The 26,333-nt window shown below is 45.1% G+C and carries 24 protein-coding genes, 2 pseudogenes and 2 other annotated features; of the genes and pseudogenes, 8 read left to right on the forward strand and 18 right to left on the reverse strand.

Annotated features, from left to right (window positions below; genetic code table 11):
• Positions 1 to 25: 25 nt before the first annotated feature.
• The 3 genes from AS888_RS26625 to AS888_RS02815 form a co-directional block, all read right to left on the reverse strand.
• Entirely contained in the window at positions 26 to 673 is a 648-nt protein-coding gene (locus AS888_RS26625; RefSeq protein WP_260320093.1) for a hypothetical protein, read from the reverse strand.
• Positions 674 to 791: 118 nt separating this feature from the next.
• Entirely contained in the window at positions 792 to 2,207 is a 1,416-nt protein-coding gene (locus tag AS888_RS02810) for an amino acid permease (RefSeq protein ID WP_081092279.1), read from the reverse strand.
• A gap of 50 nt (positions 2,208 to 2,257) precedes the next feature.
• Positions 2,258 to 3,484, reverse strand: coding sequence for an MFS transporter (locus AS888_RS02815; RefSeq protein ID WP_061140689.1), 1,227 nt, complete (start codon positions 3,482 to 3,484; stop codon positions 2,258 to 2,260).
• Between the two features lie 245 nt (positions 3,485 to 3,729).
• Here AS888_RS02815 and AS888_RS02820 point away from each other — a divergent pair, with 245 nt between their 5' ends.
• Positions 3,730 to 4,356: a LysE family transporter gene (locus AS888_RS02820; protein WP_061140690.1), complete on the forward strand. Its 627-nt coding sequence runs from the start codon at positions 3,730 to 3,732 to the stop codon at positions 4,354 to 4,356.
• A gap of 173 nt (positions 4,357 to 4,529) precedes the next feature.
• On the opposite strand, the gene thrS is transcribed toward AS888_RS02820, so the two are convergent.
• Positions 4,530 to 6,437 carry a threonine--tRNA ligase gene (gene thrS / locus AS888_RS02825; protein WP_397250835.1) on the reverse strand — a complete coding sequence of 636 codons (1,908 nt, stop codon included), beginning with the start codon at positions 6,435 to 6,437 and terminating at the stop codon, positions 4,530 to 4,532.
• A gap of 60 nt (positions 6,438 to 6,497) precedes the next feature.
• Positions 6,498 to 6,721: a binding site (T-box leader), on the reverse strand.
• Positions 6,722 to 6,752: 31 nt separating this feature from the next.
• Positions 6,753 to 6,973: a binding site (T-box leader), on the reverse strand.
• A 153-nt stretch (positions 6,974 to 7,126) separates the two neighbouring features.
• On the opposite strand from thrS, the gene AS888_RS02830 reads away from it, so the two are divergent.
• Both AS888_RS02830 and AS888_RS02835 read left to right on the forward strand, forming a co-directional pair.
• On the forward strand, positions 7,127 to 7,402 hold the full coding sequence (locus AS888_RS02830; protein WP_061140692.1) for a hypothetical protein: 276 nt from the start codon (positions 7,127 to 7,129) through the stop codon (positions 7,400 to 7,402).
• Positions 7,403 to 7,433: 31 nt separating this feature from the next.
• The gene (locus tag AS888_RS02835; protein WP_061140693.1) at positions 7,434 to 8,060 is read left to right on the forward strand and encodes a Type 1 glutamine amidotransferase-like domain-containing protein; all 627 of its coding nucleotides are present in this window, start codon (positions 7,434 to 7,436) and stop codon (positions 8,058 to 8,060) included.
• Positions 8,061 to 8,098: 38 nt separating this feature from the next.
• On the opposite strand, the gene AS888_RS02840 is transcribed toward AS888_RS02835, so the two are convergent.
• The 4 genes from AS888_RS02840 to AS888_RS02855 all read right to left on the reverse strand — a co-directional run bounded on the left by AS888_RS02840 (position 8,099) and on the right by AS888_RS02855 (position 12,229).
• On the reverse strand, positions 8,099 to 8,707 hold the full coding sequence (locus AS888_RS02840) for a DUF7010 family protein (RefSeq protein ID WP_061141034.1): 609 nt from the start codon (positions 8,705 to 8,707) through the stop codon (positions 8,099 to 8,101).
• Positions 8,708 to 8,854: 147 nt separating this feature from the next.
• Complete coding sequence (locus tag AS888_RS02845) at positions 8,855 to 9,121, reverse strand: YokU family protein (RefSeq protein ID WP_061140694.1); 267 nt, start codon at positions 9,119 to 9,121, stop codon at positions 8,855 to 8,857.
• Between the two features lie 2 nt (positions 9,122 to 9,123).
• Complete coding sequence (gene kamA, locus AS888_RS02850; RefSeq protein WP_061141035.1) at positions 9,124 to 10,560, reverse strand: lysine 2,3-aminomutase; 1,437 nt, start codon at positions 10,558 to 10,560, stop codon at positions 9,124 to 9,126.
• A gap of 208 nt (positions 10,561 to 10,768) precedes the next feature.
• Positions 10,769 to 12,229 carry a sigma-54 interaction domain-containing protein gene (locus AS888_RS02855; protein ID WP_061140695.1) on the reverse strand — a complete coding sequence of 487 codons (1,461 nt, stop codon included), beginning with the start codon at positions 12,227 to 12,229 and terminating at the stop codon, positions 10,769 to 10,771.
• A gap of 143 nt (positions 12,230 to 12,372) precedes the next feature.
• Between AS888_RS02855 and AS888_RS02860 the strand changes: the two genes are divergently transcribed.
• Positions 12,373 to 12,888 (forward strand): GNAT family N-acetyltransferase, encoded by a 516-nt coding sequence (locus AS888_RS02860; RefSeq protein ID WP_397250650.1) that lies wholly within the window; start codon positions 12,373 to 12,375, stop codon positions 12,886 to 12,888.
• A 176-nt stretch (positions 12,889 to 13,064) separates the two neighbouring features.
• Here the strand turns inward: AS888_RS02860 and AS888_RS24840 are convergent, their stop codons facing one another.
• From AS888_RS24840 to AS888_RS02895, 7 genes are all read right to left on the reverse strand, one after another.
• A complete protein-coding gene (locus tag AS888_RS24840) occupies positions 13,065 to 13,967 on the reverse strand; it encodes a peptidoglycan-binding protein (RefSeq protein WP_260320116.1) in 903 nt (300 codons plus the stop codon).
• A 164-nt stretch (positions 13,968 to 14,131) separates the two neighbouring features.
• Complete coding sequence (locus tag AS888_RS02870; protein ID WP_061140696.1) at positions 14,132 to 14,779, reverse strand: 3-oxoacid CoA-transferase subunit B; 648 nt, start codon at positions 14,777 to 14,779, stop codon at positions 14,132 to 14,134.
• A 17-nt stretch (positions 14,780 to 14,796) separates the two neighbouring features.
• Entirely contained in the window at positions 14,797 to 15,492 is a 696-nt protein-coding gene (locus AS888_RS02875; RefSeq protein ID WP_061140697.1) for a CoA transferase subunit A, read from the reverse strand.
• A gap of 29 nt (positions 15,493 to 15,521) precedes the next feature.
• Positions 15,522 to 16,907 carry a GntP family permease gene (locus AS888_RS02880; RefSeq protein ID WP_061141037.1) on the reverse strand — a complete coding sequence of 462 codons (1,386 nt, stop codon included), beginning with the start codon at positions 16,905 to 16,907 and terminating at the stop codon, positions 15,522 to 15,524.
• Between the two features lie 572 nt (positions 16,908 to 17,479).
• Entirely contained in the window at positions 17,480 to 19,150 is a 1,671-nt protein-coding gene (locus AS888_RS02885) for a sigma-54 interaction domain-containing protein (protein WP_081092282.1), read from the reverse strand.
• Between the two features lie 64 nt (positions 19,151 to 19,214).
• On the reverse strand, positions 19,215 to 20,390 hold the full coding sequence (locus tag AS888_RS02890; RefSeq protein WP_061140698.1) for an acetyl-CoA C-acetyltransferase: 1,176 nt from the start codon (positions 20,388 to 20,390) through the stop codon (positions 19,215 to 19,217).
• On the reverse strand, positions 20,390 to 21,334 hold the full coding sequence (locus tag AS888_RS02895) for a 3-hydroxyacyl-CoA dehydrogenase family protein (protein ID WP_061140699.1): 945 nt from the start codon (positions 21,332 to 21,334) through the stop codon (positions 20,390 to 20,392). The genes AS888_RS02890 and AS888_RS02895 overlap by 1 nt, the downstream gene beginning before the upstream one ends.
• Positions 21,335 to 21,568: 234 nt before the next feature.
• Between AS888_RS02895 and AS888_RS02900 the strand changes: the two genes are divergently transcribed.
• Positions 21,569 to 22,345 (forward strand): 3-hydroxybutyrate dehydrogenase, encoded by a 777-nt coding sequence (locus tag AS888_RS02900; RefSeq protein WP_061140700.1) that lies wholly within the window; start codon positions 21,569 to 21,571, stop codon positions 22,343 to 22,345.
• Between the two features lie 303 nt (positions 22,346 to 22,648).
• Entirely contained in the window at positions 22,649 to 23,488 is an 840-nt protein-coding gene (gene mle, locus AS888_RS02905; protein ID WP_061140701.1) for an alpha/beta fold macrolide esterase, read from the forward strand.
• A 57-nt stretch (positions 23,489 to 23,545) separates the two neighbouring features.
• On the opposite strand, the gene AS888_RS27025 is transcribed toward mle, so the two are convergent.
• On the reverse strand, positions 23,546 to 23,731 hold the full coding sequence (locus AS888_RS27025) for a YjcZ family sporulation protein (protein ID WP_311316461.1): 186 nt from the start codon (positions 23,729 to 23,731) through the stop codon (positions 23,546 to 23,548).
• 325 nt (positions 23,732 to 24,056) lie between these two features.
• On the opposite strand from AS888_RS27025, the gene AS888_RS02915 reads away from it, so the two are divergent.
• A complete protein-coding gene (locus tag AS888_RS02915; protein WP_155645362.1) occupies positions 24,057 to 24,539 on the forward strand; it encodes a hypothetical protein in 483 nt (160 codons plus the stop codon).
• 523 nt (positions 24,540 to 25,062) lie between these two features.
• Here the strand turns inward: AS888_RS02915 and AS888_RS26270 are convergent.
• Positions 25,063 to 25,409 (reverse strand): annotated as a pseudogene (locus tag AS888_RS26270) (SRPBCC family protein); the annotation flags it as partial.
• A gap of 57 nt (positions 25,410 to 25,466) precedes the next feature.
• Positions 25,467 to 25,740: pseudogene (locus AS888_RS26635) on the reverse strand (GyrI-like domain-containing protein); the annotation flags it as partial.
• 177 nt (positions 25,741 to 25,917) lie between these two features.
• Here AS888_RS26635 and AS888_RS02930 point away from each other — a divergent pair.
• A complete protein-coding gene (locus AS888_RS02930) occupies positions 25,918 to 26,310 on the forward strand; it encodes a thiol-disulfide oxidoreductase DCC family protein (protein WP_061140705.1) in 393 nt (130 codons plus the stop codon).
• Positions 26,311 to 26,333: the final 23 nt, after the last annotated feature.

A 26,333-nucleotide genomic window follows, 5' to 3' on the forward strand; every position in this document is an offset into this window, starting at 1 on the left:
GCCATTTGGCTGCCTTTTCCAGGTTTTAATAAGACCATATCTCTTCATCCATGATCCAATCATTTTTCTTTAAATCGAAGGATTCCGTATCATCTTGGATGGAGAAGTAAGCGGGCAGCGGCACCGATTTCCCGTTTGCTTTTTCCCAGCATTCTGCGAACCAATTTGCAAATGCCCGCTTCTCTTCTTCCTCGATTTCTTCACTATTGGCTTCGTAAAATTCCCAGAACTCTTCTGATTGGCCGCCAAAGCGTTCCCCATAGTTCACACCTTCGATGATGCTCACACTCCCCCCAAATATGGCAGGATCTTTCCCGTCGTAAAACACTTCATTCGCCTGTCGATCCATCGAGAACATGGTAATCGACAGCTCCGAGGATTCTGGAAAGGATACGAAATCCAATAATTCCACCTGTGAATAAAAGGTGTACGTATGCAATTTCTGAAGGTTGTTGATCAAGGCTTCGGATTGCAATTCCAGATTCGAATTCACCTCAGCTATATAGCCTTCGACCGAATAAGTAGATTTAGCTGTTTCTTTCACCGGTTCAACCTTGTCGCCTTCCAATGTTTCTTTTTCAGGATGCTCGTCCGTCTCATCCCGACTCGCTGGTGCACACCCCATCAGTCCCACCACCAGCATGGTAAGTAAAATAATGCCTATTTTTTTCAACCGCTATCCTCATCTCTCTTGATACTTTTTTTAACCCCCTATACTTACGATCCTTCCGCCAAAAGGTTTCGGTTGAAAGAATAAACCCCGACTACTTTTGCAGCCGGGGTTCCGTAAGTCAATCCAGTTCCGATTTCCTCATTTTCGCCGCCATCGCCTTGTTCTTGTTCCAAACCTTGAACTTCATGAAAATGGCCGCAAGTCCGATTATCACCACGAACAACAGGCTTATGAAAAATCCGGGACGGATCTCCTTTTCGAGCAAGGTCCCACTGACCGCAGCAAAAATCAACAGCATGCCAAAAACGCCTGTGCCCTTGCTCCACGCTTTGCTTTCCAAGATCTTGAAAGAAGAAAGGATGATGAAGGACCAGTTATATAATAGTAAAATACCGGCAGCTGTCGTGATGTATTCATAAATCTTGCCTGGCAGGAGCAGGGCAGTGATGATCGAGCCTAAAAGCCCCAGCACCCCAAGACATAGTGACGGCAATGGCAGATCCTTGAATTTTTTAATCTTTTGCATGAATAACGAAGGGGCATTCCCATCATCGGCAATCGTTACCAATAAATTGGTCACACCGAATAATGAAGCCGTCATCGTCGAAAATCCAGCCACGATGATGGCCCCGTTAAAAACATGCGGAAAAAAAGCCAGATGATAACTATCCAACGCGGTTACAAAAGGACTCTCCTTCTCACTGAACGCCCCTAGCGAAACCATCGTGACAGCCAGTCCCAATGAGACTACATAGATGATCGTCAGTCCCAACAGCATGATCGTCCCTGCCTTGGGTGCCTCTTCTTTCTTTTTAAGCTGCATCGCCATCAATCCGATCACTTCAATGCCGCCAAATGCATAAAAGGCATAAATGAGCGATGTCCAAAACCCTTTGAGCCCTTTTGGAAATAATTCGTTATACGTATTGGGAAATGACGGCGGCTTCTCTCCATCGAGACCGAACCAACCAAGCACGGCACATGCTGCAAGGATGATGAACATGACGATTGCAGCCGTTTTTATGATCGCAAGGAGGTTTTCAATCCTATCGAATCCTTTTGTTCCCATCAATACCACAACGATTGAAACAAAAGCAAACCCGGCGGAAAATAACCATAGCGGTACACTCGGGAACCAAAATTGCGATAAAAGCGACAAGGCGGTCAACTGGCTGCCCATGATCAAAATATTCGAGGACCAATAATTCCAGCCGCAGCTAAAGCCAGCCCAACGGCCGAATGCTTTATTGGCATAATAACAAAAGGAGCCCTCTTGAGGGTCTTCTGCCGTCATTTTGGCGAGCAGGTTATACACGATATACGTACCAAGGGCAGCCAATATAAAGGAAAACACTATCGATGGACCCGTTGTGATAATCCCGATTGTCGATCCAAGAAAATATCCAGTACCGATCGTGCATCCTACACCGACCAATGACAGCTGCCACCATTTCATATCGCCAGTTTGCCCGCCTGAATCAGATGCCTCCATGTTTTTCTTCCCTTTAGCTGGAGTACAATTGGCTTTTACCATGACGCTCCCCCTCCATTCTTCATAGTGTTGATAAAGCGGAATCCGACTTATTACTGGGCCGCTTCTTTTTTATCCGAACTAATGCATTTCAGCACGATCAATACGATGCAAATGCCCATGATTCCAGAGATGATATAACTCATATTTAGATAGTTCTTCATCACAAGTGACATGACAGGTGGGCCCGCTGCGACTCCGATGAACCTTGAGGACATATAAAAGGAGGTTATCGTCCCCCTCTGTTCCTTTTCGATATTTTGGGTGATGATGGCATCGAGCGTCGGCAGTAAAGCACCAATTGCGATGCCCACCAGACTTGTAACGAGCAGGAGCAGGAATACCTTATCCTTAGTGAATCCGACAAAGACCAGGCTGATCGACAGCGTTGCCAAACTGATCATGATGATCTTTTTCATGATCGGTAATTCACCTTTGATCTTCTTTCCTGCAATATAGGAAGAAACACAAAGAAAAAACAGCGGAATCGCGATGACGAAGCCTTTCTTGACTCCATGCAGATGATGTATTTTCTCCAGGTTTTCCGACAAAAAGAAAAGGACCCCGAACAAAACCAACATAACAAATACACCAATCAGGAATACGGTATACAGCCATTTGCCTTCCTTCTTGAAGATTTGTTTCGTATCATGCCAAAATTCCTTTAATTTCTTCGGTTCGTCCTTTTCTTTTGGTACCTTAATGAAGAAAAAGACTAAGACGATTGATATCAAGCTGAAGAAGGAAATCGAGAAAAAGGGTAAAAACCATATAAATGCGGCAAAAAGGGAACCTAATATCGGGCTCAGCACTTTTCCAAATGTATTCGATGTTTCGATGATGCCCAAGCACGAACTCGTTTTTTCATCATCATCCTTGTATAAGTCCCCGACTAAAGGCAGGATGATTGGCGAGGCTCCAGAAGCACCGATCCCTTGCAGCACTCTCCCAATGATGATCCAAGTATATGGATCATCGATCTTCCACGATGCATATCCTGCAACCAAACCGCCAATCAAAGCAAGAACCAGGCTCGGCAGGATGACCATTTTCCGTCCGAAACGATCGGATAAATAACCTGCGATAGGGATTAAAAAAATGGAAGCTACCGAATAACTTGTAATGACCATGCTTGATTGAAATGAAGATATCCCCACCTTTTTCTCAAAAATGGGCAATACCGGGATAAGCATTGAATTTCCAAGTGTCATAACTAATGGGATTGACGCCATACTGATCAAGCACCATATGCTGACATTATTTTTCTCATGACCTTCCATACCTACACTCCTCATCCATTATAAACACGACTTTCAGCATACAAAGGCAAAAAAAATTGATGACTCAATCGTCCTTCATTGAATTTTGATGTCTTTAATTAATATGTTGTAGGGCGCAAAGATTTATTCAGCGGCTCCCTTGGATAATGAATGGTTCGTTTTCCAAGTCAAAAAAAGTGGTACAAGTCCATTTTCGTGAATACATTCAATTAAGCAGATGTATTTCATGATGAGGTGATGTTGTATTGGCCATTTTTTTTAGCTATGTATTGCTGGGTCTATCCTTAGCGGCACCAATCGGCCCCATTAACGCCGGGCAATTGGACAAAGGAATCAAGAAAGGGTTTTGGCACGCCTGGATTTTCGGCTGGGGTGCCATTTTAGCGGATGCTGTCTATTTGTTCCTTGTCTATTACGGGGTCAGCCGCTTTCTGGAAAACTCCTTCATGCAAACATTTTTATGGCTTTTTGGCTTTTTTGTCCTGACTTATACCGGTATTGAAAGCCTTTTTAGTGCAGGTAAAATAGAAGTGAATGCACGGAATGTGAAAGAATCCCACTTTTCTTCTTTTGCATCAGGATTCATCATGGCCCTCTCGAACCCTTTATCCATTTTGTTCTGGCTCGGTATTTACGGCTCGATCCTGGCAAACACCACGACTAAATACGACTTTCATCACATACTTCTATATAGCTCAGGCATCCTTCTCGGCCTCTTAGCCTGGGATACCACAATGGCCATCATCTCCAGCAGCTTCAGACGTTTTTTATCCAAACCCATCCTTGTTGGCATATCCGTCATCTCCGGGCTATCCCTAATCGGAATCGGCATATACTTTGCCATTCAGGCCGCAAAAGTACTATTTACATAAACGAAACACCCCCTGTTGATAGCAAAAGCCCCCGAGCAGAGGCTTTTGCCATCAACAGGGGGGCGCTTTGACGGAAATGGGAACTTTTCTCGAAGGTATGATGCTTTTACTCGCGAATTCGTGTTTCTCCTGGAATTTCGCCGTCTATTCGTGATTTACGTGAGAGTTCACTCCTAGTTGCTGCGTACTTTTATTTGTTGGAGCAGTTTGTTGATGAATGCATCTATTGAACTTGATTCATAATTTTGCTCGCCGTATTTCCGGACGTTGACTTGATTTTCCTGCTCTTCTTTATCGCCAAGGACAAGCATATATGGAATTTTCCCCATCTGGGCTTCCCTGATTTTATATCCCAGCTTTTCGTTTCGTTCGTCTGTTGTCACTCTTATGCCGAGTCTTTTGAGCTGTTTTTGGAGTTTATGGCAAAATGGAATATGAACATGCGAGACAGGGATGAGTTGAACCTGTACCGGGGCAAGCCATACCGGGAAAGCCCCGGCAAAATGCTCAATCAGGATACCAAAAAAACGATCAATCGAGCCATAAATCGCACGATGGATGACGACCGGGCGGACTTTTTCATTTTCTTCATCGATGTAAGTCAAATCGAATTTTTCCGGCATTTGAAAATCAAGTTGAATGGTTGCACATTGATGGCTCCGTTTTAATGCATCCTTAATATGAAAATCAATTTTCGGCCCGTAAAATGCTCCGTCGCCTTCATTTAATTGATAAGGTATGCCGATATCGGCAAGCACATTTTTCAAGGCTGCTTCAGAGGCATCCCAAAGGGAGTCATCTCCCAATGAATCCTCTGGTCGAGTCGAGAGCTCCACGGAATATTCGAATCCAAATGTACGATACACTTCGTCAATCAGTTGAAACACCTGCTTGATCTCCCCCTCGATTTGATCCTGCCGGACGAATAGGTGAGCATCATCCTGGCAAAATGTCCGGACCCGAAGCATTCCGTTCAATGCTCCACTATATTCATGGCGATGGACTTGACCGAACTCGGCCATCCTGATGGGTAAGTCCCTGTAGGAATAGCGGTTATTTTTGAAGATAAGCATATGACCCGGGCAATTCATCGGCTTCATCGCGAATTTTGTCTCATCGACCTCAGTAAAGTACATATTTTCATGATAGTGATCCCAGTGGCCCGATCTTTCCCATAACCGCTGATTCATCATGAACGGCGTGCGAACCTCGTCATAATCAGCATCGCCCTGGAGCTCACGCGAGAACTTCTCCAACTCATTCCTGATGATTTGTCCTTTCGGTAAATAAAACGGCATTCCAGGGGCTTCCTCGGAAAACATGAATAGTTCGAGCTGCTTCCCTAATTTCCGGTGATCGTGCTTGGCTGCTTCTTCCATAAAATCCAAGTGATCTTGTAAATCTTTTTTCCTTCCGAAGGCGACCCCATATACCCGTTGAAGAACTTCATTTCGTTTGTCTCCCCGCCAATAGGCACCTGAAACACGTGTCAACTTGAATGCTTTTACCAAAGATGTCGAGGGAAGATGCGGTCCGCGGCAAAGGTCAATAAACTCCCCTTGTTGATAAAGCGTTAGTTTTTCACCGTTCGGGATGTTCCTCGCAATATCCAGCTTGAATGACTCTCCTTGACTTTCGAATAGCTTCACCGCTTCTTCATAAGAAACCTCCCTCCTTTTTATTTCCAGATTTTCGTTTATGATTTTTTCCATCTCTTTTTCAATGGCTTGCAGACTCTCTGCGCTCAAAGGATGATCGAGCTTAAAATCATAGTAAAACCCATCCTCGATGACCTTACCCAAGCCCAGTTTCGCCGTGCCATGAAGTCTCTTCACCGCTTGGGCCAAAATATGCGCCGAAGTGTGCCGCAACACGTGCAGTCCTTCCTCCGAATCAAGTGTTAAAATCGAGAGTTCAGCATCTTCATTCAATTGGAAATGTAGATCGACCAGTTGCTTATCGAGCTTTCCTGCAACTGCCTTTTTCCTTAAGCTTGAGCTGATGGAGCCTGCCACGCTTCCCACTGTCGCACCCATCGGATATTCCTTCTGCTTCCCATCCGGGAATCGGATTTTGATCATTTTTTCATCCATTACATGAACACCCCTTTAGAATAATAAAAAAAACGCACTCATCCCTAAGCAAGGGACGAGTGCGTTTACTCGTGGTTCCACCCAATTTCCCATAAGCAAGAAAACACTCATGGCTCTGGAGCTTGTAACGCAGCTTAGACGATATCAGCTACTAAAAGTTCACTGATATAGCTCAAAGGCGGTAAATCATTTTCCTAAGCCAGGAAGTTCGCAGCTGCCCTTCCCTCTCTGAAAACCGTAAAAATGATTATTGTCCTTTTCATCGCAATGGTTTTATAAACAAAAAAACGCACTCATCCCTAAGCAAGGGACGAGTGCGTTACCCGTGATTCCACCCAATTTCCCATAAGTATCATCACTTATGGCTCTGGAGCTTGTAACGCAGCTTAGACGATATCGGTTACTCTCGTTCACCAATAAAAGCTCAAAGGCGGTAAATCATTTTCCTAAGCCAGGAAGTTCGCAGCTATCCTTCCCTCTCTTAAGACCGTAAAAATGATTGTTGTCCTCATCATGGCTTATGCTATTGCAAATCGATTTTTATATTGTTATACATATTACAACCAATCCCTGAAAGTTACAACATTTTATTCCAAAAAATATTACTTTTACCAAATGAATAATCCCTATCCTAGCACTCTACCATTTGGTATAATTAGTAAAAAAAGGAGGGTCCCATGAAAAATTTAAGCAGCTGGTCGATCGGATTCGCCGTGATGGGTGCCGCAGCATTTGGCTTTTCTTTTGTCAGCAAAGAAGCCTTCGATTTTTTAATGGTCTTCGGATTCGGGGCATTATTACTCGGCATGCTATTAAGTTTCGCGGCCATATTCAAAAAGGAAAAAGGAAAGACGAAATTTTTGGCTGTCGCCACGTTCTTTCTTTTAAGCTTCATCCTGGTTTGGAATGAACCCTTTCAAATCATCAGGCTGTTAACATGGATGAGGAATTAATTTGCTCTAACGACTGGGAGGCGATCCATAGATGGACATTTGTTTCATTGGCGGCGGCAATCACGCGAATTCCGAATTAGCTGAAGTGTACCTGGAACTTTCAAACATGATGAAGCCCCATGCCAAAATTTTAATAATCCCGTTTGCAACCGATGTTTCCCGGTACGAAGGCTGGCTGGCAACCGTCAAGAAAGCCTTTTCCATCATGGAACATGCTAGTGTTGACTTATTGAGAGAAAACCTTTCGGAGCAAGAGATGCAACAAGCCCTAAACGAATATGATGCTCTTTATTTTATTGGCGGCAGGCCAGAACGATTGATCACTGTCATGGAAAATAAAGGCCTTACACCGATCTTGAAAAACTTTAATGGCTTATTGATTGGATATAGTGCGGGTTCGTTAGCCTTCTGCACGGATTGCATAATGACGAAAGATACAGACTATCCAGAAACGATAATGATCAAAGGCTTGGCATTAGTTGAGTTCAGCGTTGAAGTCCATTACGAAGCTAAGATAGATGGAGAATTGCTTCCCCTTTCAACTGAACGAAAAATATATGCCATTCCAGATGGAAGTGCCCTTTTCACAAAGAACGGCGAACTCTATAAAGTGGTGAATGATATATACTTCTTTCAAAATGGTACACGCTTTCCCTGAGTGAAGGAGTTGCTTGGAAACATTCTTGAGAAAGTTATTCAGCTTGGATGGTCTTCGGTGTGACCAACCGATCCCGTTGCATTCTTCACACGGAGCATTAAGGTAAGTCCAGTGGACCACAAGATCAGGGCGCAGCCAAAGCCGAGCAGTGATAATTTTGCAGTAATTTCATGACCTCCAAGCATGAAGGCGCTTGGAGCGGCCAGTAACGTGATAAGTGCCAACGAGCAAAGCAGCGTTCCGGTCAAATAGTAGAGCTTGATTTGAAAAAGCGATGCCAGGGGTAAGAAATGCAGGCCCACGATAATAGCGATGACGCCAGGTATAAGATCGGTTTGATGGGTCGCGTTACAGATGGCTATGGCTGCCCCGATCAGCAAACCTTCGGCGATGAAGACGATATTGAACCAGAATCGGATTCGCTTCAGCTTCCCTGTAATTTGATGCGGCATTTCTTGTGCCGCATGTAACAGTGAAATGCCTCCGATAAGCAGGAGGAATCCAACCAGTATGGCGGCGAGTTCCACGTACGGAAAGCCCCATTCTTGCAATCCCATTACACCGATACCTGCCCACAGCGTACCGAAGAACGCCATGAAAATGACTCCAATTCCTGTACCGCGATATGCTTCTTTCGTTTGCATCATCCCGTTTCCTTTCATCTTCAGTAATATCATACATAAACCATCATACTGCAGAAATTAGCCGATTATTCATGATCCATTTACCTAAAAAGCGAAAGGGAGATATGATTGCGGGAGAAGGGATGGCTATCATCCGCTTCTCCCGCGATTTCATTTCCAATTGAATAGTTGCTTGACTGGCGCCGCAAGAAGCTGATCATAGGCGAACTCGTCAGGATATTGACTCAGATCATGTATGGATAAGGCCTCATCCACCTTCTGATTCCTATGATCGGACACATATATCCCACATTCCGGGCAGTTTATGGCAGGAACCTGCAGGAGCTTTATCGATCGCTTCCCATCGGGCATGATCCAGAAACAGTCCTTCTTTTCACTTTCTTCAACGTTAGGGGCATTGCACCACAAGCAGTCCATCTTCATCCCTCCTTGCCTTCCGGCTCCACTGGTTCACTTTGGGCCAGGGCATTCTTTTTTTCTTGCGCTTTCCTCAATTTCTCCTTCATTTCATCCCGTTTATCGCGACGGTCCTTCAATGAGGCATGTTCTGCCGCATTTTCATAGGCCTTTCTCTTATCAAGACGGCGCAAGCCCTCTGGCACCAAATTGAATTTTTCGTCCGTCATGAGCGCGGATATCCCCACGGCTGCTTTTCGGTCTTCGGTGCCATACACTTCATCAAAGTACGCGTCGGCACTGCCGGAAACATAATTCTTCGGCTCCGGATAGCTCGTGATGACACCTTCGAAGTTCCGCAATACGACCTTATCCGGGCTTTGGGATAGCAGGTAATTCGGAGTCAGGGCTATCTTTCCTCCGCCGCCAGGCGCATCCACCACAAAGGTCGGCACCGCATATCCCGATGTATGGCCACGCAGCGCCTCAATGATTTCCAATCCTTTTGAAACCGGGGCCCGGAAATGGCCAATCCCTTCGGATAGATCGCATTGATAAATGTAGTAAGGCCTTACCCTGGCCATGACACAGTCATGCATCAGCTTTTTCATGATATGGACACTATCGTTGATGCCAGCGAGGATGACCGCCTGATTACCGAGCGGGACGCCTGCCATGGACAGCATATCGCAAGCCTTTTTCGCTTCATCGGTCAGTTCAAGCGAATGATTGAAATGGGTGTTTAACCAAATCGGATGGTATTTCTTCAGAATATTGCATAAATTTTCCGTAATCCGCTGCGGAAAAACGACCGGGGCCCGTGTACCGATCCGAATGATCTCCACATGCGGGATGGCGCGCAAGTTGCTCAATACATATTCGAGGATCTTATCATTGATCAGCAATCCGTCCCCTCCGGAAATCAGCACGTCCCTCACTTCCGGTGTATTTCTTATATATTCGATCGCTCCATCCAATTGCTTCTTTGGAACGCCCATTCCCACCTGGCCTGAAAAACGGCGGCGCGTGCAATATCGGCAGTACATCGAGCACTGGTTCGTAACGAGGAACAGCACCCTGTCCGGATACCGATGCGTCAAGCCTGGAACTGGTGAATCCTCATCCTCATGGAGCGGATCCTCCAAATCATATCTCGTCTTGTTCATTTCTGCCGAGAGCGGTACCGACTGTAAACGAATTGGACAGCGAGGATCATCAGGATTCATCAAAGAAGCATAATAGGGCGTTATATTCAAAGGAATCGTCTGCGTCGAGATCCGGACTCCTTCCTCTTCCTCCGGAGTCAGATTGACGACCTTTTTCAAATCATCCAAGGTTTTGATCGTATTGGTCAATTGCCAGATCCAATCGTTCCACTGCTCTTCCTTGACGTCCTTCCAAAGCTCGATATCATGATAATGCCTGCGCCCGCCAAGGTACTCTTTATGTTTTATTTCCATTCCCATCATGTTCATGTTAAAAATCCCCTCCCCTTATTCTAAGAACTTATCGATATACTCTCGCAAGAATGATGCCAACTCTTTTGAGAAGGAAAACATCAGAATAAGAGGGGAATGCGGGCGTGCGGGCCGCAAAATTCTTTTCTAAACGCCCAATATTTTGCAGCCAAATTCTTTGCATCTCATACAAAATACTTTACCTTCATTTCTATCCTCTTGATTCCTTCCATTCCGCCGTATACACCTTTTCAATCTTGTACTTGTTTAACTTATATTGTAATCCTTGTCTGGTAATATTGAGGGACTCAGCCGTTTTGCTGATATTCCCGTTGTATTTCCGGAACATATTGATGATCATTTCCTTTTCCAGTTCCTCAAGGACGACAGGTAAATCCATCTTGTCCGTTAATATGGGCGGCAGGCTCTGTGCACTGGGGGGAGTGTATTTGCCTGAAGGAAAAAGATAGGCCGGAAGGTGATGCTCATCAATCATATCCTCCCCAGCATCCATGACGTTAAAGGCCAATTCGATGGCATGGCCCAGTTCACGAATGTTTCCGGGCCACGGATACTGAAGAAGCCGATTCATCGCCTTCTGACTGATCCCGCGCACGTCCGAAAAAAATGATTTGTTGAACTTCTGAATAAAGTGATGGGCGATTTCCGCTATATCTGTTTTACGCTCCTTAAGAGAAGGCATGGCGATCGTCACGACATTCAGGCGAAAAAACAAATCGGAGCGAATGATTCCCCGCTCTAGCGCCTCTTCTGGAGAAATGTTCATCGCCGCAATGATCTTCACATTGATTTTTTGCTCCTGCGCCCCTCCGACGCGGCGCACCTCACCCTCCTGCAGCACCCGCAGCAATTTCGCCTGCAATCCAGGATCGAGGCTATTCAATTCATCAAGAAACAGCGTACCGCCATTGGCCTGTTCAAAAATCCCGAGTCGATCCACTGCTCCCGTGAAAGCCCCTTTCGTCGTGCCAAACAACAGACCTTCCATTAATTCCTTTGGGACGGCCGCACAGTTTTGCGCAATGAATGGCTGATGGCGATGGGCACTTATATTATGGATACTTTGCGCAACCAATTCCTTCCCCGTTCCCGTCGGTCCATAAATCATGACCGGGGAATGGCTGCGGGCCGATTTTTTGGCCAATGATATCGCTTCTTGAAAAGCGGGACTGCTCCCGATCAAATCACTGAAATGATAAGCCGCCGTCCCTTCGAAGTACTTATTTTTCTTATAGGTCTCGGCAAGCTGGGAGCGTAAATCGACGATTTGGTCATACATGTTCATGACCTTGGTAATGTCTTTGGCGATCTCGACTGCCCCGATGATCTCGCCATCCTCATATAGTGGATACGTGCTATTGATCGACGTTATCTTTTTCTCCTTTACATTCACATACGTTTGAATCGACTCATTCGTTTCGATGCCCTTGTCCAACGCCGCCTGCAGCGTACTCGACTCATCGGTCAAGGACGGGTAAAGCTGAAAGATATTCTCCCCGAGCACCTGTTCGCGAGCCAGCCCATCGATATGTGCCATCATTTCATTATAAAAAACCGTATCCCCATCTTTATTCACGATATGGACACCCACATTTATCACATTCAATATCCATTCAAATTGCGTGGAAAACTGATTGACTGAAGATTTCATTTCTTCATCTCCGTTCTCGTCACTTGATAGAATTACCTGTAAATTATATCATTTAATGGTAAATAGAATCATAGAAATGATAAAGCTTCTGAAGAGAAGAAAGGAGTTTCCCTTTCTACAGGGAAACCTATAAATAAAAGGGGGTGAATGGTATTTTAAAAAGGAATGAAACCAAATTAGAAATTAAACCTTGGGAAGAGAAGGATCTTGATTTACTTTTTCAACTCAATGAACCGAAAATGATGGAGCATCTTGGTGGTCCAGAGAGTGCAGAACAAATCCAAAAACGCCACAAACGATACCTTGAAATCGGAAACAGGGGATGCATGTTCAGCATCATCCTGCCAAAGGACGAAGCTGTTGGTTCCGTAGGCTACTGGCAAACCGTCTGGAACGATGAAAATGTGTATGAAATCGGCTGGAGTGTCCTCCACTCTTTCCAGGGGAAAGGCATTGCATCACAAGCCGTCAGGGCTGTCATCGCCAAACTCAAGGACGAACGCAAATACAGCTCCATTCACGCATTTCCATCCGTCCATAACGCCGCATCCAATGCCCTTTGCCGCAAGCTTGATTTCAATCTCATCTCCGAATGTGAATTCGAATATCCGCCAGGGAGCCTCATGCAATGCAATGATTGGTGCTTGGAGCTTGAATGAAACAATAGCGGCTGTTTTCCAGTGGGAAAAGTCGAATTCTGTTAGGTTTAGGTGAATTTATTTCCCGGGAAAGTCGAATGATTCCCGAATAGGACGAATTATTCTTGGGCTGGGACGAATTAGCCTTCAGGCGGGCAGGATGGGTTTACCATCCTATCCGCCAAGATCATACTCTATCAAGCAAGCAATTTATTCCATGTTTCTTTGTTGGCTTGGCTATCCCCAGAAATGCTGCTTGCTTTTTGAAATTTGGATAATGCCGCCTCGGTTTTGCTGCCGAATCGTGCGTCAAGTGGCCCGGGATCGAATCCTTTCATATAGAGTGCTGCTTGCAGTATCCATGTGATAGGGCCCGTAGCTCCTATACTCAATGTGACCATCGCAGCCTTGGTTTTTGGCCCCCATTTTCCATCGACCGCAAGTCTATGATTATATTGCTTATTAAGCTCCGTTTGTACTCCTTTTAAAAGAGCTGATCGAGTTTTGGGGCCGAAAAAACCATCGACCGCCAGATTCGTTTTATAGCGGCTATTTACTGTTTCCTGAATGGAAATGATTTGGCTATCTCCTTTACTGCCCTTTGTTGTTTTGAATAGGTTGGTAAGATGCGGTTTCTTCCCTGCTTGTAATTGTATGTGGGTTAAGCCACCCGTCATTTGCAAGTGGGGATAATCCTTGAATGTACGCCAATCTCCGCCCCATTCGAATCCTAACTTTTTACCTATCGCAGCCACACGCTGCCACCTTGAATCCACCGTCCAGATCGCTTTCCTGCCATCATCACTCACAAGGAAGAAATCGATGGCCAGTCCAAAATTATGATAAGATTGGCCTGGCTTAGCGTTCGTCACAACAGGCTTAGCCGGATCACTATAATTTTTTCCATTGTACCTGTAGATTCGTCCTTGACCATAAAGCGCGGCTTGCTCTTCCAAAGAGCGGTAACCTGCGCTTATTTGTACAGCGATCCCTTCTGTATAAGCCCGTTCGATCATCTCCAATGCTGATGCCTTCACTACTGCATCCATCCCTATACCCATCTTCTTCACTGATCGATCCAATAATGTTCGTAATTCCACGTTCAATGCCATCCCTCCTTTTTACGTTTCCATCACCCTTTATATAAGCCTTTTTAACGGAAAAGTAGCATGAGGAATCATGAAACAAAAGAGGTGCAACAAAAAATAGACCACTTCCATTCGCCTGGTTGCGAATGGAAATAGTCTAATAGTTCTTATTAATCTTATGCCCTGATTTCAATAGAGGGACTTATGGTGAAGTCAGCCTCTGTTTTGCTTTTCACTTCATCAAGTGTTATGCCATTTTGCAATTCAATCAATTCCATTCCCGCTTCGGAAAAATGGAAAACAGCCAATTCGGTAATCAGGCAGTGGACGACCTTTTCTCCTGTCAATGGCAATGTACAGCTCTTTTTCACTTTGGATTCACCATGCTTGTTCACATGGTCCATGATGACAACGATGCGTTTTGCGCCTTGGACGAGGTCCATTGCGCCCCCCATTCCTTTGACCATCTTGCCAGGAATCATCCAGTTGGCCAAGTCCCCAGTCTCCGAAACTTCCATCCCGCCTAAAATGGCTAGATCGATATGGCCGCCGCGGATCATCGCGAACGATTCAGCGCTATCAAAAAAGGATGCGCCCGCTTTGGCCGTTACCGTTTCTTTCCCTGCATTGATCAAATCCGGATCGACTTCGTCCTTTTGTGGGTAAGGTCCGATTCCGAGTAAGCCATTTTCCGATTGAAGCATGACATTGAAGTCATTTGGGATCATATTGGCAATCAAGGTCGGCATCCCGATCCCTAAATTCACACACATCCCATCTTGGATTTCCTTAACGGCCCGTTCTAAAATCAGTTGTCTTGTCATTTGAATACTCCTCCTTTTTATGCGTTAGCAGTTGTAAGTTTTTCAATACGTTTTACATAGTCATTTCCTACAAGCACTTTTTGTACATAAACTCCTGAAGTATGAATTTCATCCGGATCAAGCTCCCCTGTGTTCACAAGCTCCTCCACTTCGACCAACGTGACTTTCCCCGCTGTGGCAACGACAGGATTGAAATTCCTGGCTGTTTTTCGATATACGAGGTTACCGAAATGATCCGCTTTCCAAGCTTTGACAAAGGCAAAATCCCCGACGATCCCTTTTTCCATGATGTATGTGCGGCCATCGAACTCTTTATGTTCCTTCCCTTTGGCGACTTCCGTTCCCACTCCCGTGGCTGTATAAAAGGCAGGAATGCCCGCTCCGCCCGCTCTTAATCGCTCAGCAAGCGTTCCTTGGGGAACTAGCTCGACCTCCAGCTCGCCGCTTAAAAATTGCTGCTCGAACAATTTATTTTCCCCGACATAGGAGGCTATCATTTTTTTGATTTGTTTATTTTCAAGCAAAAGTCCCAGACCCCAATCATCGACCCCGCAATTGTTGCTGACGACCGTCAAATCCTTTACACCTTTGTTACGCAAAGCAATGATTAGTTTTTCTGGAATTCCGCTTAATCCGAACCCGCCAACGATAATGGTAGCTCCATTCTCGATATGTTCAATAGCGCTGTCAAAAGATGATAACAATTTACTCATTTTCCCATCTCCATTCCTAATCTATTCTTTTAAATAAACAATGATGTTCCAAAAGCAATGATGAACACGGTCACTGTTTTCAAGACCGTAATCGCAAAGATATCCTTGTACGATTGGCGATGTGTCAGCCCCGTAATGGCAAGTAAGGTGATGACGGCGCCATTATGCGGCAGCGTATCCATCCCGCCGGATGCCATGGATGCAATTCGATGAAGCATTTCCGGGGTGATCCCGACATTTTGGGCCACCTGCATATAGTGACTTCCCATCACTTCCAGCGCAATCGAAAGTCCGCCGGATGCCGATCCGGTGATCCCTGCCAGTACATTGACGGCAACAGCTTCGGAAACGAGTGGATTGCCGCTTGCATTGAACACCCAGTTTTGAATGACCGAGAATCCAGGAAGCGTTTTTACGACATTCCCAAAACCGACTTCAGATGCGGTATTGAATATGGCAAGCAAAGATCCCATCGCAGCAGCCGTCAAACCACTTGCCAATTTGACCTTTATGCGTCCGACATTCAAAAGCATGGCGGCTATGATACCGATTGTGAGGGCAACGATCAGCGACCACGATGAAGTGACTGTGCTTACATCGGCAATGTTGAATGTTTCCTTCAGCATCGATCCGTCATACCAATGCTTAACCGAAATGGCGCTGCGGCTGAAAGCGAAGTTGAAAGCGACGACAAGGATGAGCGGTACGAGGGAGAGCCAGAAGTTAGGCAGGTTTTGCTGTTCTGCACTTTCGGGTTCATTGATATGCCCTTCCCCGTACCCTTCCCCATTTGCCACCGCTTGTTTACGACGGCGTTCCAGCCAAAGCATTCCTCCTGTGAATACAAGGATTGCGCCAATGATCCCCATGATGGGAGCTGCATAGGTATCCGTTCCGAAATAATTCGTTGGAATGATATTTTGGATCTGAGGTGTTCCAGGAAGAGCATCCATCGTATAAGTGAAAGCGCCTAAGGCTATCGTTCCCGGCAACAATCTCTTTGGAATGTCGGCTTCTTTAAAAATGGCTGCTGCAAATGGATAAACGGCGAATGCCACGACAAACAGTGAAACCCCGCCATATGTCAGCGCCGAACAGGCAAGCACGACGGCCAGGATGGCCTGCTTCGAGCCTAGTGATTTTACGATGGTCTTGGCAATGGATGCTGCTGCACCGCTCATCTCCATGACCTTTCCGAATACGGCCCCTAATAAAAATATCGGAAAAAACGCTTTTATATAGTTAGCGGCGAACGTCATGTATGTCTCTGTATAACTCGGCAGCAAGTGACCGCCGGATAATATGACCGCCAACAATGTAACAAGCGGCGCTATGATAATGACCGGATAGCCCCGGTAGGCTAAAAAGATTAAAAGTCCCAGCGCCACGACAATGGCTAAAATTTGAATCACCAACTCATTTCCCCCTTTTCTTTTTTCTCCCTTTGCCCCAAAATGAGACGGAAATCTCTTAGTAAAAAATATCAATCTCCCTAAATCCCATATTTTTTCCTTTGTTCCATCCAAGCCTGCCTTCCCCAAGTCAAGCTGAATGATCTCCCCAAACTTTCCAAGCGTTGATAACGCTTTCAACTTTCTTGGTGAATGATGAATTTTCTTTTCATTTTACGTGCAAACAGCATTTATCATGACAGATTGGCCATTCACTAATTTAATAATGCAATTGTCGTGCCAACTTGATTTCAAGGTCTATTCGTTACGTTTTTATAAATGGGACAAGCTAAAATCCCTGGTAACTGTCAGGTTTTCCTTACAGATAAGCAGAAAAGGTTAAAAAGTGTAAGCCTTTTCATACAACATCTCAAAACTATCTTGTTTTATGTACGGATTCCCTGACACACCACGATTTTTGAAAGGATAAAATAGGCGCAAACGTTACGCTTCCGGGATTGCTTCTGAGCGGATGCCCACCCAATTACCAATATTTTAACATTTAAATAGATGGGCAAACAGCTATTTTCCTATCATCATAAACCATATTTATTCATTTTTTCATAAAGCGTCGTTCGGCTGACCCCTAGTCTCTTTGCCGTTTCCGACTTATTGCCAGAAGTCATTTCCAGGCAGGAAAGGATGGCAGCCCGCTCGGTCTCATCCATCACCTCGGCTAAGGTGCGGATCGTGACCGCTTCCTTCTGACCCGTGATTTCTTTCGGGAGGTGCTTGGAACATATCCTTTCCCCTTCTTCCACGATATTCATTGCCCGTTCAATGATATTCTCCAGCTCACGAATATTGCCCGGCCACCCATAATGTCGCAGCAGCCGTAATGCTTGGTCGCTCATCCCGATTACACGCTTTTTCATGAGGCTCTGGTACTTTTCGACAAAATGATTGACCAGTATTTCAATGTCCTCCGGCCGCTCCTTCAGGGAAGGGACCTGAAATTGCATGACCTTTAGCCGATAATACATATCAAGCCGGAATTCCCCTTTTGAGACCATTTCATCCAAATTGCGGTTCGTTGCAGCGATTACCCGGACATCAATCGGAATGCTTCCCGTCGATCCGACCCTCTCGATTTCTTTTTCTTGGAGCACACGAAGCAGCTTCACCTGCATATGCAGCGGCAGCTCACCGATTTCATCGAGAAAAATCGTTCCCCCTTCAGCTGCTTCGAACTTCCCTGCTTTTCCGCCTTTTTTTGCACCAGTGAAGGAACCCTCTTCATAGCCAAAAAGCTCCGACTCCAGCAGCTCTGCCGGGATGGCGGCACAGTTCACCTTGACGAACACGCCCATCGCCCGTCTGCTATCATTATGGATGGAATGGGCAAACAGCTCCTTACCCGTTCCGCTTTCGCCCAAGATCAACACATTCGAATCGCTTTTCGCGGCAATTTTGGCTTGACCTTTCACTTCCATGAATGCGGGACTTCTGCCCATCAAATGATCAAACGTATAGGAGGCTTTATTCCTCTCGCGAAAATCACCTTTGTACTTTTTCAGCTCTACTTCAAGTGAGTTTATCCGCTTGGAAAGAGCGGTGAATTGCCCGACATTCTTAAAAAGAATCTTCCCGACCGCTCCTATTAATTTACCTTGTTTCCGTATGGGGGAGCGTGTCGCGATGATATAGTTATCTTTTATTTTCTGTAATTCGGCGACCTCTTGCTTGCCTGTTTTGGAGACCACATGCATCCGCGTATTTTCAATGACCTCCGTTACATGTTTCCCTATGGAGCTTTCCTGATCGACCCCCAGAAAATCCGCATAAGCGTGGCTCAGCATTTGGACATACCCCTCCGTATCGACCATCACCAACCCGTCATAGGCAAATTCAATGATATCCTTGAACAGAATTTCTTCATGATTATCGACATTAAGAAAATCACTTTTATTATTCGTAAACAATAGTAGATAAATCTGATACTGCTCAGCACCGATTTGAATGATGGTTTTTCTGACAATCCCATTGTGATCGTTCAAACGGATGGGCGTATTGACAGCTGGTCTAAGCTTTTTTTCCATCAGCACATTTATTTGCCGATCAAATTGATCCTCAGGGAATATCTCTGATAATATGCGATTGCATAAAAAGATTTCATTTTCGTTTTTCGTTACCAAAACACCTACAGGCAATTCTTCCACTATCGCCTTCACTAATTCCAACTGAACAGTTTCACTATCGCTTGCCATCCTTATTCTCCTTAACCCGTCTGAATTTTCCCTCATTATATCATAGGAAATTGAAGTCAAGGGATTACCGCTCCACAATCAGCGCCGTTCCTTGTCCGCCGCCAATACATAGGGTGGCAAGGCCGGTTTTTGCGTCCCTGCGCTTCATTTCATACAGTAAAGTCACTAAGATGCGGGCACCAGATGCACCTACCGGATGACCCAATGCAATCGCCCCGCCATTCACATTCACTTTCCCCGGATTCAATTCAAGGTCATGAAGCACGGCGAGTGACTGCGCCGCAAAGGCTTCATTCACTTCCAGCAAATCGATTTCATCGATTGTCATTCCCGCTTTCTCTAGAGCTTTTTTTGTCGCAGGAACTGGCCCGTAGCCCATGATTTTCGGATCGAGGGCGGCATTGGCATAGGATTTGATCGTTGCCAGCGCTTCCAGTCCCAGCTCGTCTGCTTTTTCCTTGGACATCAGGACCAGCATCGCTCCCCCATCATTGATTCCCGATGCATTGCCGGCCGTCACCGTTCCGTTTTCCTTAAAAGCAGGACGCAGCTTCGTTAGCTGATCGATCGTCAGCCCATGACGCGGATGTTCATCCTGGTCCACCAAGATCGTCTTTCCGCGGCGTTTATATTCAACAGGGGATATTTCATCTGCAAACCGTCCTTCAAGCTGGGCCTTTTCAGCCTTCATTTGGCTATTCAAAGCGAATTCATCTTGCTTTTCCCGGCTGATTTCCCATTGCTCGGCAATATTCTCCGCAGTCACGCCCATATGATATTGGTTGAAGACATCCGTTAAGGCATCATACGTCATGGAATCCACGGCTTCGGCATTCCCCATTTTCTGGCCAAAGCGATAGTTGGGAAGTAAATACGGGGCATTGCTCATGCTTTCGATCCCTCCAGCAAGAATCACATCCGCATCACCAAGGGCAATGAATTGTGCTCCCATTATGACTGTACGGAGTCCGGACCCGCAAAGTTTATTAACGGCCATAGCCGGCGTCGTTTCCGGAATGCCTGCATGAATCGCAACCTGACGTGCCACATTTTGCCCTAATCCAGCAGACAGGATATTCCCGACCAACACCTCATCGATCAAATCAGCCGGGATTTTTGCCCGTTTAATCGCTTCCTTGGCTGCCACAACTCCCAATTCAACCGCTGAAACATTGGCAAGACTTCCTCCAAATGTACCAACCGGTGTCCTAGCTGCGCCTACAATCACTACTTCTCTCATCATACTTCCTCCTTCTCCCTTTTTAATTTTGCCAGTTTAATGAAATGACGGTCCCGCTCATCGATTTTCTCGGAAGCGGCAGATCCTTCATACGTAAAGATCCCTTCTCCCGACTTTACCCCAAGCTTCCCTTCCTCCACCAAATCACGAATCAACACAGGAGCTTCCTTACTCTGATCAAGCTTGGGTGAAACATTATCAAAAACACGCTGCCATGTATCCAGTCCGCCAAAATCGGCAATCTCGATCGGCCCGGTAAATGCCCAGCGAAAGCCTGGTCCGGCCGTTATCGCCGTATCGATATCCTCAGCATCGGCAACACCCTCTTTTAATAGATGAAAGGCTTCCCGCATCAAGGCAGTCTGGAGGCGATTGGCAATGAAGCCTGGTATTTCTTTTTTCAAGAGAATCGGAGACTTGCCGATTTTACGCATCAAAGCAAGGGTTGTCTCGACGATATCCGGTTTTGTTTCGTCATGCTGAACAATTTCAACCAATGGAACCAGATGGCCGGGATTGAAGAAATGCGTGATCACCATCCTGTTTGCAAACGAAGCCTTCTCCATCAATTGGGAAATCGGAAAAGTCGATGTATTGGAAGCAACAATCGCATCCGGTTTGATGATGTTCTCCATTTGCTGATAGAGACTCAACTTCAGCTCGATGACTTCCGGGATCGCTTCAATGATAAAATCGGCTTCCCTTAAGGCCGCTCCCAAATCAATGCTATAGGTAATATTCGCCAAAGCGTCTTGCTTTTCCTGATCGGTCAACACCCCTTCCGCAATCAGCAGGGATAGATTCTCAGAAATCCGGTTTTTGGCATGCGCTAAGAATTCTCCCTGGATATCGTTAATCGTGACGGAATACCCGCTAACGGCAAATGACTGCGCGATCCCACTCCCCATGACACCTGAACCGATAATCGCTATTTTGTTAATCATCCTAATTCCCCTTTCCGTTTTATGTCCTCACCTTTCATTCATGCAATATTCGTGCCACCGATAACGAAAAAACAAAATTCTTTTGTTATGCCAAAAATCATGATAGACTCTTACTCATTAACCTAACCCATATTTTTATAACTTCCCTATTCATTTCCAACATTATCTTGAGGAATCTCCCTTTTTTTTAAATGGACAGATTGGACCATTACATTTTTTTTGGAGGAATGTAAGATGGTTAACAACAAAGTGGCGATCATTACCGGATCGGCTAGAGGAATCGGGTTTGAAATTGGAAAGATTTTTGCCGAAAATGGCGCGAAGGTCGTTTTATCCGATCTTGATCAAAACACAGTTGAAAAAGCTGCTTCAGATCTAAGAAACAAAGGCTTGGACGTTATCGGCTTAAAAGCAGATGTAACCGTTGAAGACGATATCATCCAACTGATCAATCAAGCTAAAGACAAATATGGACGAATCGATATTTTCATTAATAACGCCGGCCTTCAGCATGTGGCGCCGATTGAAGAATTTCCAACCGAAAAGTTCGAACTGATGATCAAAATCATGCTGACCGCTCCTTTCATCGCGATCAAGAACGTTTTGCCCATCATGAAAGAACAAGGCTTCGGCAGGATCATCAACATCTCTTCCATCAACGGTCTAATTGGCTTCGCCAACAAAGCGGCATACAATAGCGCCAAACATGGTGTCATCGGCTTAACGAAAGTCGCCGCCTTGGAAAGCGCCGCAAAGGGCATAACCGTCAATGCCCTTTGCCCTGGATATGTAGACACTCCGCTCGTCCGCGGACAAATGGCAGACTTGGCGAAAACACGCAATGTTCCTCTAGAAGATGTATTGGCAGAAGTCCTTCTTCCGCTAGTGCCTCAAAAACGCCTTCTGGATGTTAGTGAAATTGCCGACTACGCCATCTTCCTCGCAAGCGACAAAGCACGGGGCATCACAGGCCAGGCAGTTGTATTGGATGGCGGATATACAGCTCAATAAAAAGAAAATATATCAGCAATAAGCCCGATTAAACAACACCAACAAAGGTGCTCATCATTCGGGCTTTTTTGTATTCATGGGATAACTAGACAGTCGTTTGGATCGGAAAAGAAGTGGAAGAAAATGGTGGAACAAAGAATTCCCTCATGTTACAGTAATATAGGGATACGACCCTTAAAAGGAGGCTTCGTCATGATTATTAAGTGGGTTAGACTGCGCTAATTAAAAGGGCTGGCCAATCATGCTCCGGAAAGAATGTATGGATTTGCGCAATTAAATCATATTTAATACGGAGGGTAAAACATGAGTGAACAAATCGTGAAAATAAATAAAGTCGATATATGTACAGAAAGTTTCGGAAACTCCAAAGACCCTGCTGTGCTTTTGATCATGGGAGCGATGTCTTCTTTAGATTGGTGGGATGAGGACTTTTGTATCCGCCTCGCCGAGCAGGGGAGGTTTGTCATTCGATACGATCATCGGGATTTGGGACGATCGACCGTTTATGAACCCGGCACTTCCAACTATACCATAACGGACTTGGCTGACGACGCCGCGGGTGTCCTGGACGCTCATTCCATAGAGCAAGCTCATATCGTCGGCATGTCCATGGGCGGTATGATCGGCCAAATCCTTGCCTTAAGATATCCGGAACGCGTCACTACGCTTACGCTCATCGCATCAAGTGTGTTCGGGACTGTCATGGAAGAACTGCCGCCAATGGACCAAAGCATATTGGATCATCACGCGAAAAGCGCTTCCGTGGATTGGGCAAACAAGGAGTCGGTCATCGCCTTTCTTGCGGATGGCTGGAAAACGCTGGCCGGTTCGAAACCTTATGAGCAGGAAAGAATGTATAAACTGGCTAAAAGAGAAGCAGAGCGCGCCAAACAGCTGCCAAGCAGATTCAATCATGCCATGCTTGCCGGCGGGGACGAATATTACGATCGAATGGGGGAGATCACGGCGCCTGTCCTCATCATCCACGGGACAGAAGATCCAGCCTTGCCATACGAACATGGACTTGCGCTTGCAAAAGCAATCCCTCAAGCTTCATTCGTGACACTTGAGGGATCGGGGCATGAAATTCATCGTGAAGACTGGGATGACATCATCGATTCCGTTAAAAAGCTTACTTCATGATAAGAATCAGCCATAAAAGAAGCCGACCATTTAAAGGTCGGCTTTTCTTAATACGTTTTAGCAGTAACCGCCATATCCTTGAACGCCGCCATAACCGCCACCGTTATCGCCACCGCCGCCGAAGCAAGCCGCTCCGACAATGATTAAGAGGATAAACAAAACGACTATAAAAGCGAAACCTCCACCAAAACCGCCAACACCGTTATCGCAACCGCAATTTGATTCATGACCACAATTAGACAATAGAAACATCTCCTTATTTGTTTTAGAACTTGAAAAATTAAATGGGTTAATTCACTTTATGTTCTAATTAGGATAATGACACAATAATCACCAGAAACTTTGTATGAACCACCCACAACTACCTCTCAAGAGCAAACTGGACGTTTTTAGTTTCGGGCCTCCTTCATGACGGAGATCTTATCGTGAAAGAAGACGTGACTCACTCCATGGCCCGAAAAAATGAGCATGTAACCCATTCCTGCTAGCTTCGGCTTATTGTACAATGAAGCTAAAAAGGCTCGAGGTATGTATGATAAAAGGAAATTCTTATATTTTTGTTTTCTCCATGCTGATTGTGTTGCTAATCGTACTTGTTTCAGAAACGCCGATAATCATCAAGGCTTCACTTGCTGCCCTAACGATGGCATTTTCAATCCCTTCAATCAGGAAGCTTATGTTCAAAGACAAATGCAGAAAAATGAAAGCGGCACTGTACTCCTCATTGACCTTTACATTGGGCCTATTTCTAATCTCGATTTTCGAAGAACCATCATCCATTTTATCTGGTGATCACCTTTCCCTTCTTATGGCTGTGCTTTTTTATAGCTTATTGGGAAATTTCATTTACGGCTTACCCGCCTCGCTTATGGCTGAAGTTATTTCAATCAGGTTTTTCACGATCCGTACCTGGTTATCTGGATTCATTCATATAGCCTTTGGACTGATTACATACTTCATCATGCCAGGCTTGTTTATACCGGCGATTATTTGCGCCATACTCTTTTTTGCACTGGATGAAATCATTAACGTATATCCGTCAAATACCTGACCTCTGTTATCCTGACCAGTTTGCAGTGTGGCAAAATGAAAAGGATAAAAGAAATTAGCTTCTTTTATCCTGCAGTTCATTTACTCTATTAAACGCCGCCAAAGCAACTCATAGATAAGGTAGAGTTGACACAAAATAGTCGTATTGTTTTAACCTGATGGCACGTCCCGCCATAGAGCCCGAAAACATATTGAGTAATTTTTCAAAAAAATGTAATAAATCCGCAACTAAACACTGGAACATTTGTTCTGATTGTGTTATTCTTATATTAAACAATAAAAGATCCAATCGCTGCCAAACGATTTGATCGTAACGATAATCAAAGGCCGGTTGTATCCGCGGGCCTAAAACAAGGTTGTACCGCTGAGCCGAGCCAATTGCTGACAACAAAGGTGCTGGTGATAAATAACAGCTTCGATCTTCAGCTAACGCACCTGATTGTTCTTTAATAACTGGTATTCTATTACTCGCAGAGTTTTATTCCACCAGTCAATTGCAATTCCAGCCTTCTGGTTTAAAAAGGTTAGTGCATATTCTCAGCAATCTTTTTCTCCAAAAACAACTTATCCGCTAAAACTCCAATTGGACCGAACGGTGATTTAAATTGAAATTTATCTATCATTATAGTCCCGCCCTGCTCATCTATGAACAGATGTGTGTGTTAGAAGGAATGGAAGGCTCCCTTCACCATAATGTCCACAAACTTATTTGGTTTTTCCATTAATGTCACTTGGGCCTTCAGCCTTTGTTTGATTCCAACGTGAACGGCTTCCCAAGTTACAGTATCTCCCTCCTCCAATAACCCTTCTGTCACACATCAACAGCAATTTCCTTTGTACTCGCCGTCTTTTTGGTATGGATATCCACGCTTTCAACCTCCTAATATAAACCCCTTCTAACCATCATTATAGCTAGATTTTGTACATATTACCTACCCTTTATTCCTGGATCCTTCATAGTTCCTTTGCCTGGATCCACCTTTTCCACAGGCATACATATTTCACTTCTAAATGTTGGTGAAGTACTATCTTTATTTTCGTTCCAAAGGATTTCCGGCAGTTCTATTTGTTCATAATTTGATAACGGAAACCACTCAGAATAAATGCGTCCCCATATAATTTGCAGTGATCAGGAAAGGGACCGACTGCTTCGAACATGCCCTTGCAGATGCATCAACTTCAAGCTGAGTTAAATGATCGGGACCAATAAATATAAACGCGCTCCTCACTCCAACCCATTTAGTGACTTTTCCGGAACAAACCCTCATTTCCACCATCTTAAAACTCCATGCAGTTCCATACGTTTTCGCTTTCCCAAAACGGGTAGTGTATGATATAGGCAGGAATGGAATAAACGTCTCTCTTTAGGAGGAATGTTCATGAATCCGGTGATATTGTTTGATGGGGATTGCAACTTTTGTGATGCGAGCGTGCAGTTCATTATAAAGCGGGATCCGAAGGGGCTTTTTCATTTTGCTTCTCTTCAAAGCGAGGCAGGGCAGGAGCTGCTGAAAAAGTACGATGTTCCTGCGGACATCGATAGCATGGTGCTGATCGAGAAGGACCAAGCCCATTATAAATCGTCTGCAGCCTTGAGGATTTCCCGCAGGTTACAAGGGGCATGGAAGCTGTGTTACGGTTTCATCGTCGTTCCAAGCTTCATCCGGAATATGGTTTATGACTTCATTGCCAAAAACCGGTACAAATGGTTCGGGAAGAAGGAAGAAAGCTGTATGCTGCCATCGCCTAGTGTTCGGAAGCGCTTTTTATAAGAAAAGAAAAAGGACGAAGAGCC

The sequence above is a fragment of the Peribacillus simplex genome (assembly GCF_001542915.1).
In the GTDB taxonomy this organism is placed as follows: domain Bacteria; phylum Bacillota; class Bacilli; order Bacillales; family DSM-1321; genus Peribacillus; species Peribacillus simplex_B.

What these genes read in the sequence shown, in the direction of transcription:
- AS888_RS02810 (WP_081092279.1), bottom strand. Translation starts at nt 2,207, where the DNA reads ATGGTAAAAGCCAATTGTACTCCAGCTAAAGGGAAGAAAAACATGGAG.
- AS888_RS02815 (WP_061140689.1), bottom strand. Translation starts at nt 3,484, where the DNA reads ATGGAAGGTCATGAGAAAAATAATGTCAGCATATGGTGCTTGATCAGT.
- thrS (WP_397250835.1), bottom strand. Translation starts at nt 6,437, where the DNA reads ATGATCAAAATCCGATTCCCGGATGGGAAGCAGAAGGAATATCCGATG.
- AS888_RS02830 (WP_061140692.1), top strand. Translation starts at nt 7,127, where the DNA reads ATGAAAAATTTAAGCAGCTGGTCGATCGGATTCGCCGTGATGGGTGCC.
- AS888_RS02835 (WP_061140693.1), top strand. Translation starts at nt 7,434, where the DNA reads ATGGACATTTGTTTCATTGGCGGCGGCAATCACGCGAATTCCGAATTA.
- AS888_RS02840 (WP_061141034.1), bottom strand. Translation starts at nt 8,707, where the DNA reads ATGATGCAAACGAAAGAAGCATATCGCGGTACAGGAATTGGAGTCATT.
- AS888_RS02845 (WP_061140694.1), bottom strand. Translation starts at nt 9,121, where the DNA reads ATGGACTGCTTGTGGTGCAATGCCCCTAACGTTGAAGAAAGTGAAAAG.
- kamA (WP_061141035.1), bottom strand. Translation starts at nt 10,560, where the DNA reads ATGGAAATAAAACATAAAGAGTACCTTGGCGGGCGCAGGCATTATCAT.
- AS888_RS02855 (WP_061140695.1), bottom strand. Translation starts at nt 12,229, where the DNA reads ATGAAATCTTCAGTCAATCAGTTTTCCACGCAATTTGAATGGATATTG.
- AS888_RS02870 (WP_061140696.1), bottom strand. Translation starts at nt 14,779, where the DNA reads ATGACAAGACAACTGATTTTAGAACGGGCCGTTAAGGAAATCCAAGAT.
- AS888_RS02875 (WP_061140697.1), bottom strand. Translation starts at nt 15,492, where the DNA reads ATGAGTAAATTGTTATCATCTTTTGACAGCGCTATTGAACATATCGAG.
- AS888_RS02885 (WP_081092282.1), bottom strand. Translation starts at nt 19,150, where the DNA reads ATGGCAAGCGATAGTGAAACTGTTCAGTTGGAATTAGTGAAGGCGATA.
- AS888_RS02890 (WP_061140698.1), bottom strand. Translation starts at nt 20,390, where the DNA reads ATGAGAGAAGTAGTGATTGTAGGCGCAGCTAGGACACCGGTTGGTACA.
- AS888_RS02895 (WP_061140699.1), bottom strand. Translation starts at nt 21,334, where the DNA reads ATGATTAACAAAATAGCGATTATCGGTTCAGGTGTCATGGGGAGTGGG.
- AS888_RS02900 (WP_061140700.1), top strand. Translation starts at nt 21,569, where the DNA reads ATGGTTAACAACAAAGTGGCGATCATTACCGGATCGGCTAGAGGAATC.
- mle (WP_061140701.1), top strand. Translation starts at nt 22,649, where the DNA reads ATGAGTGAACAAATCGTGAAAATAAATAAAGTCGATATATGTACAGAA.
- AS888_RS02915 (WP_155645362.1), top strand. Translation starts at nt 24,057, where the DNA reads ATGCTGATTGTGTTGCTAATCGTACTTGTTTCAGAAACGCCGATAATC.
- AS888_RS02930 (WP_061140705.1), top strand. Translation starts at nt 25,918, where the DNA reads ATGAATCCGGTGATATTGTTTGATGGGGATTGCAACTTTTGTGATGCG.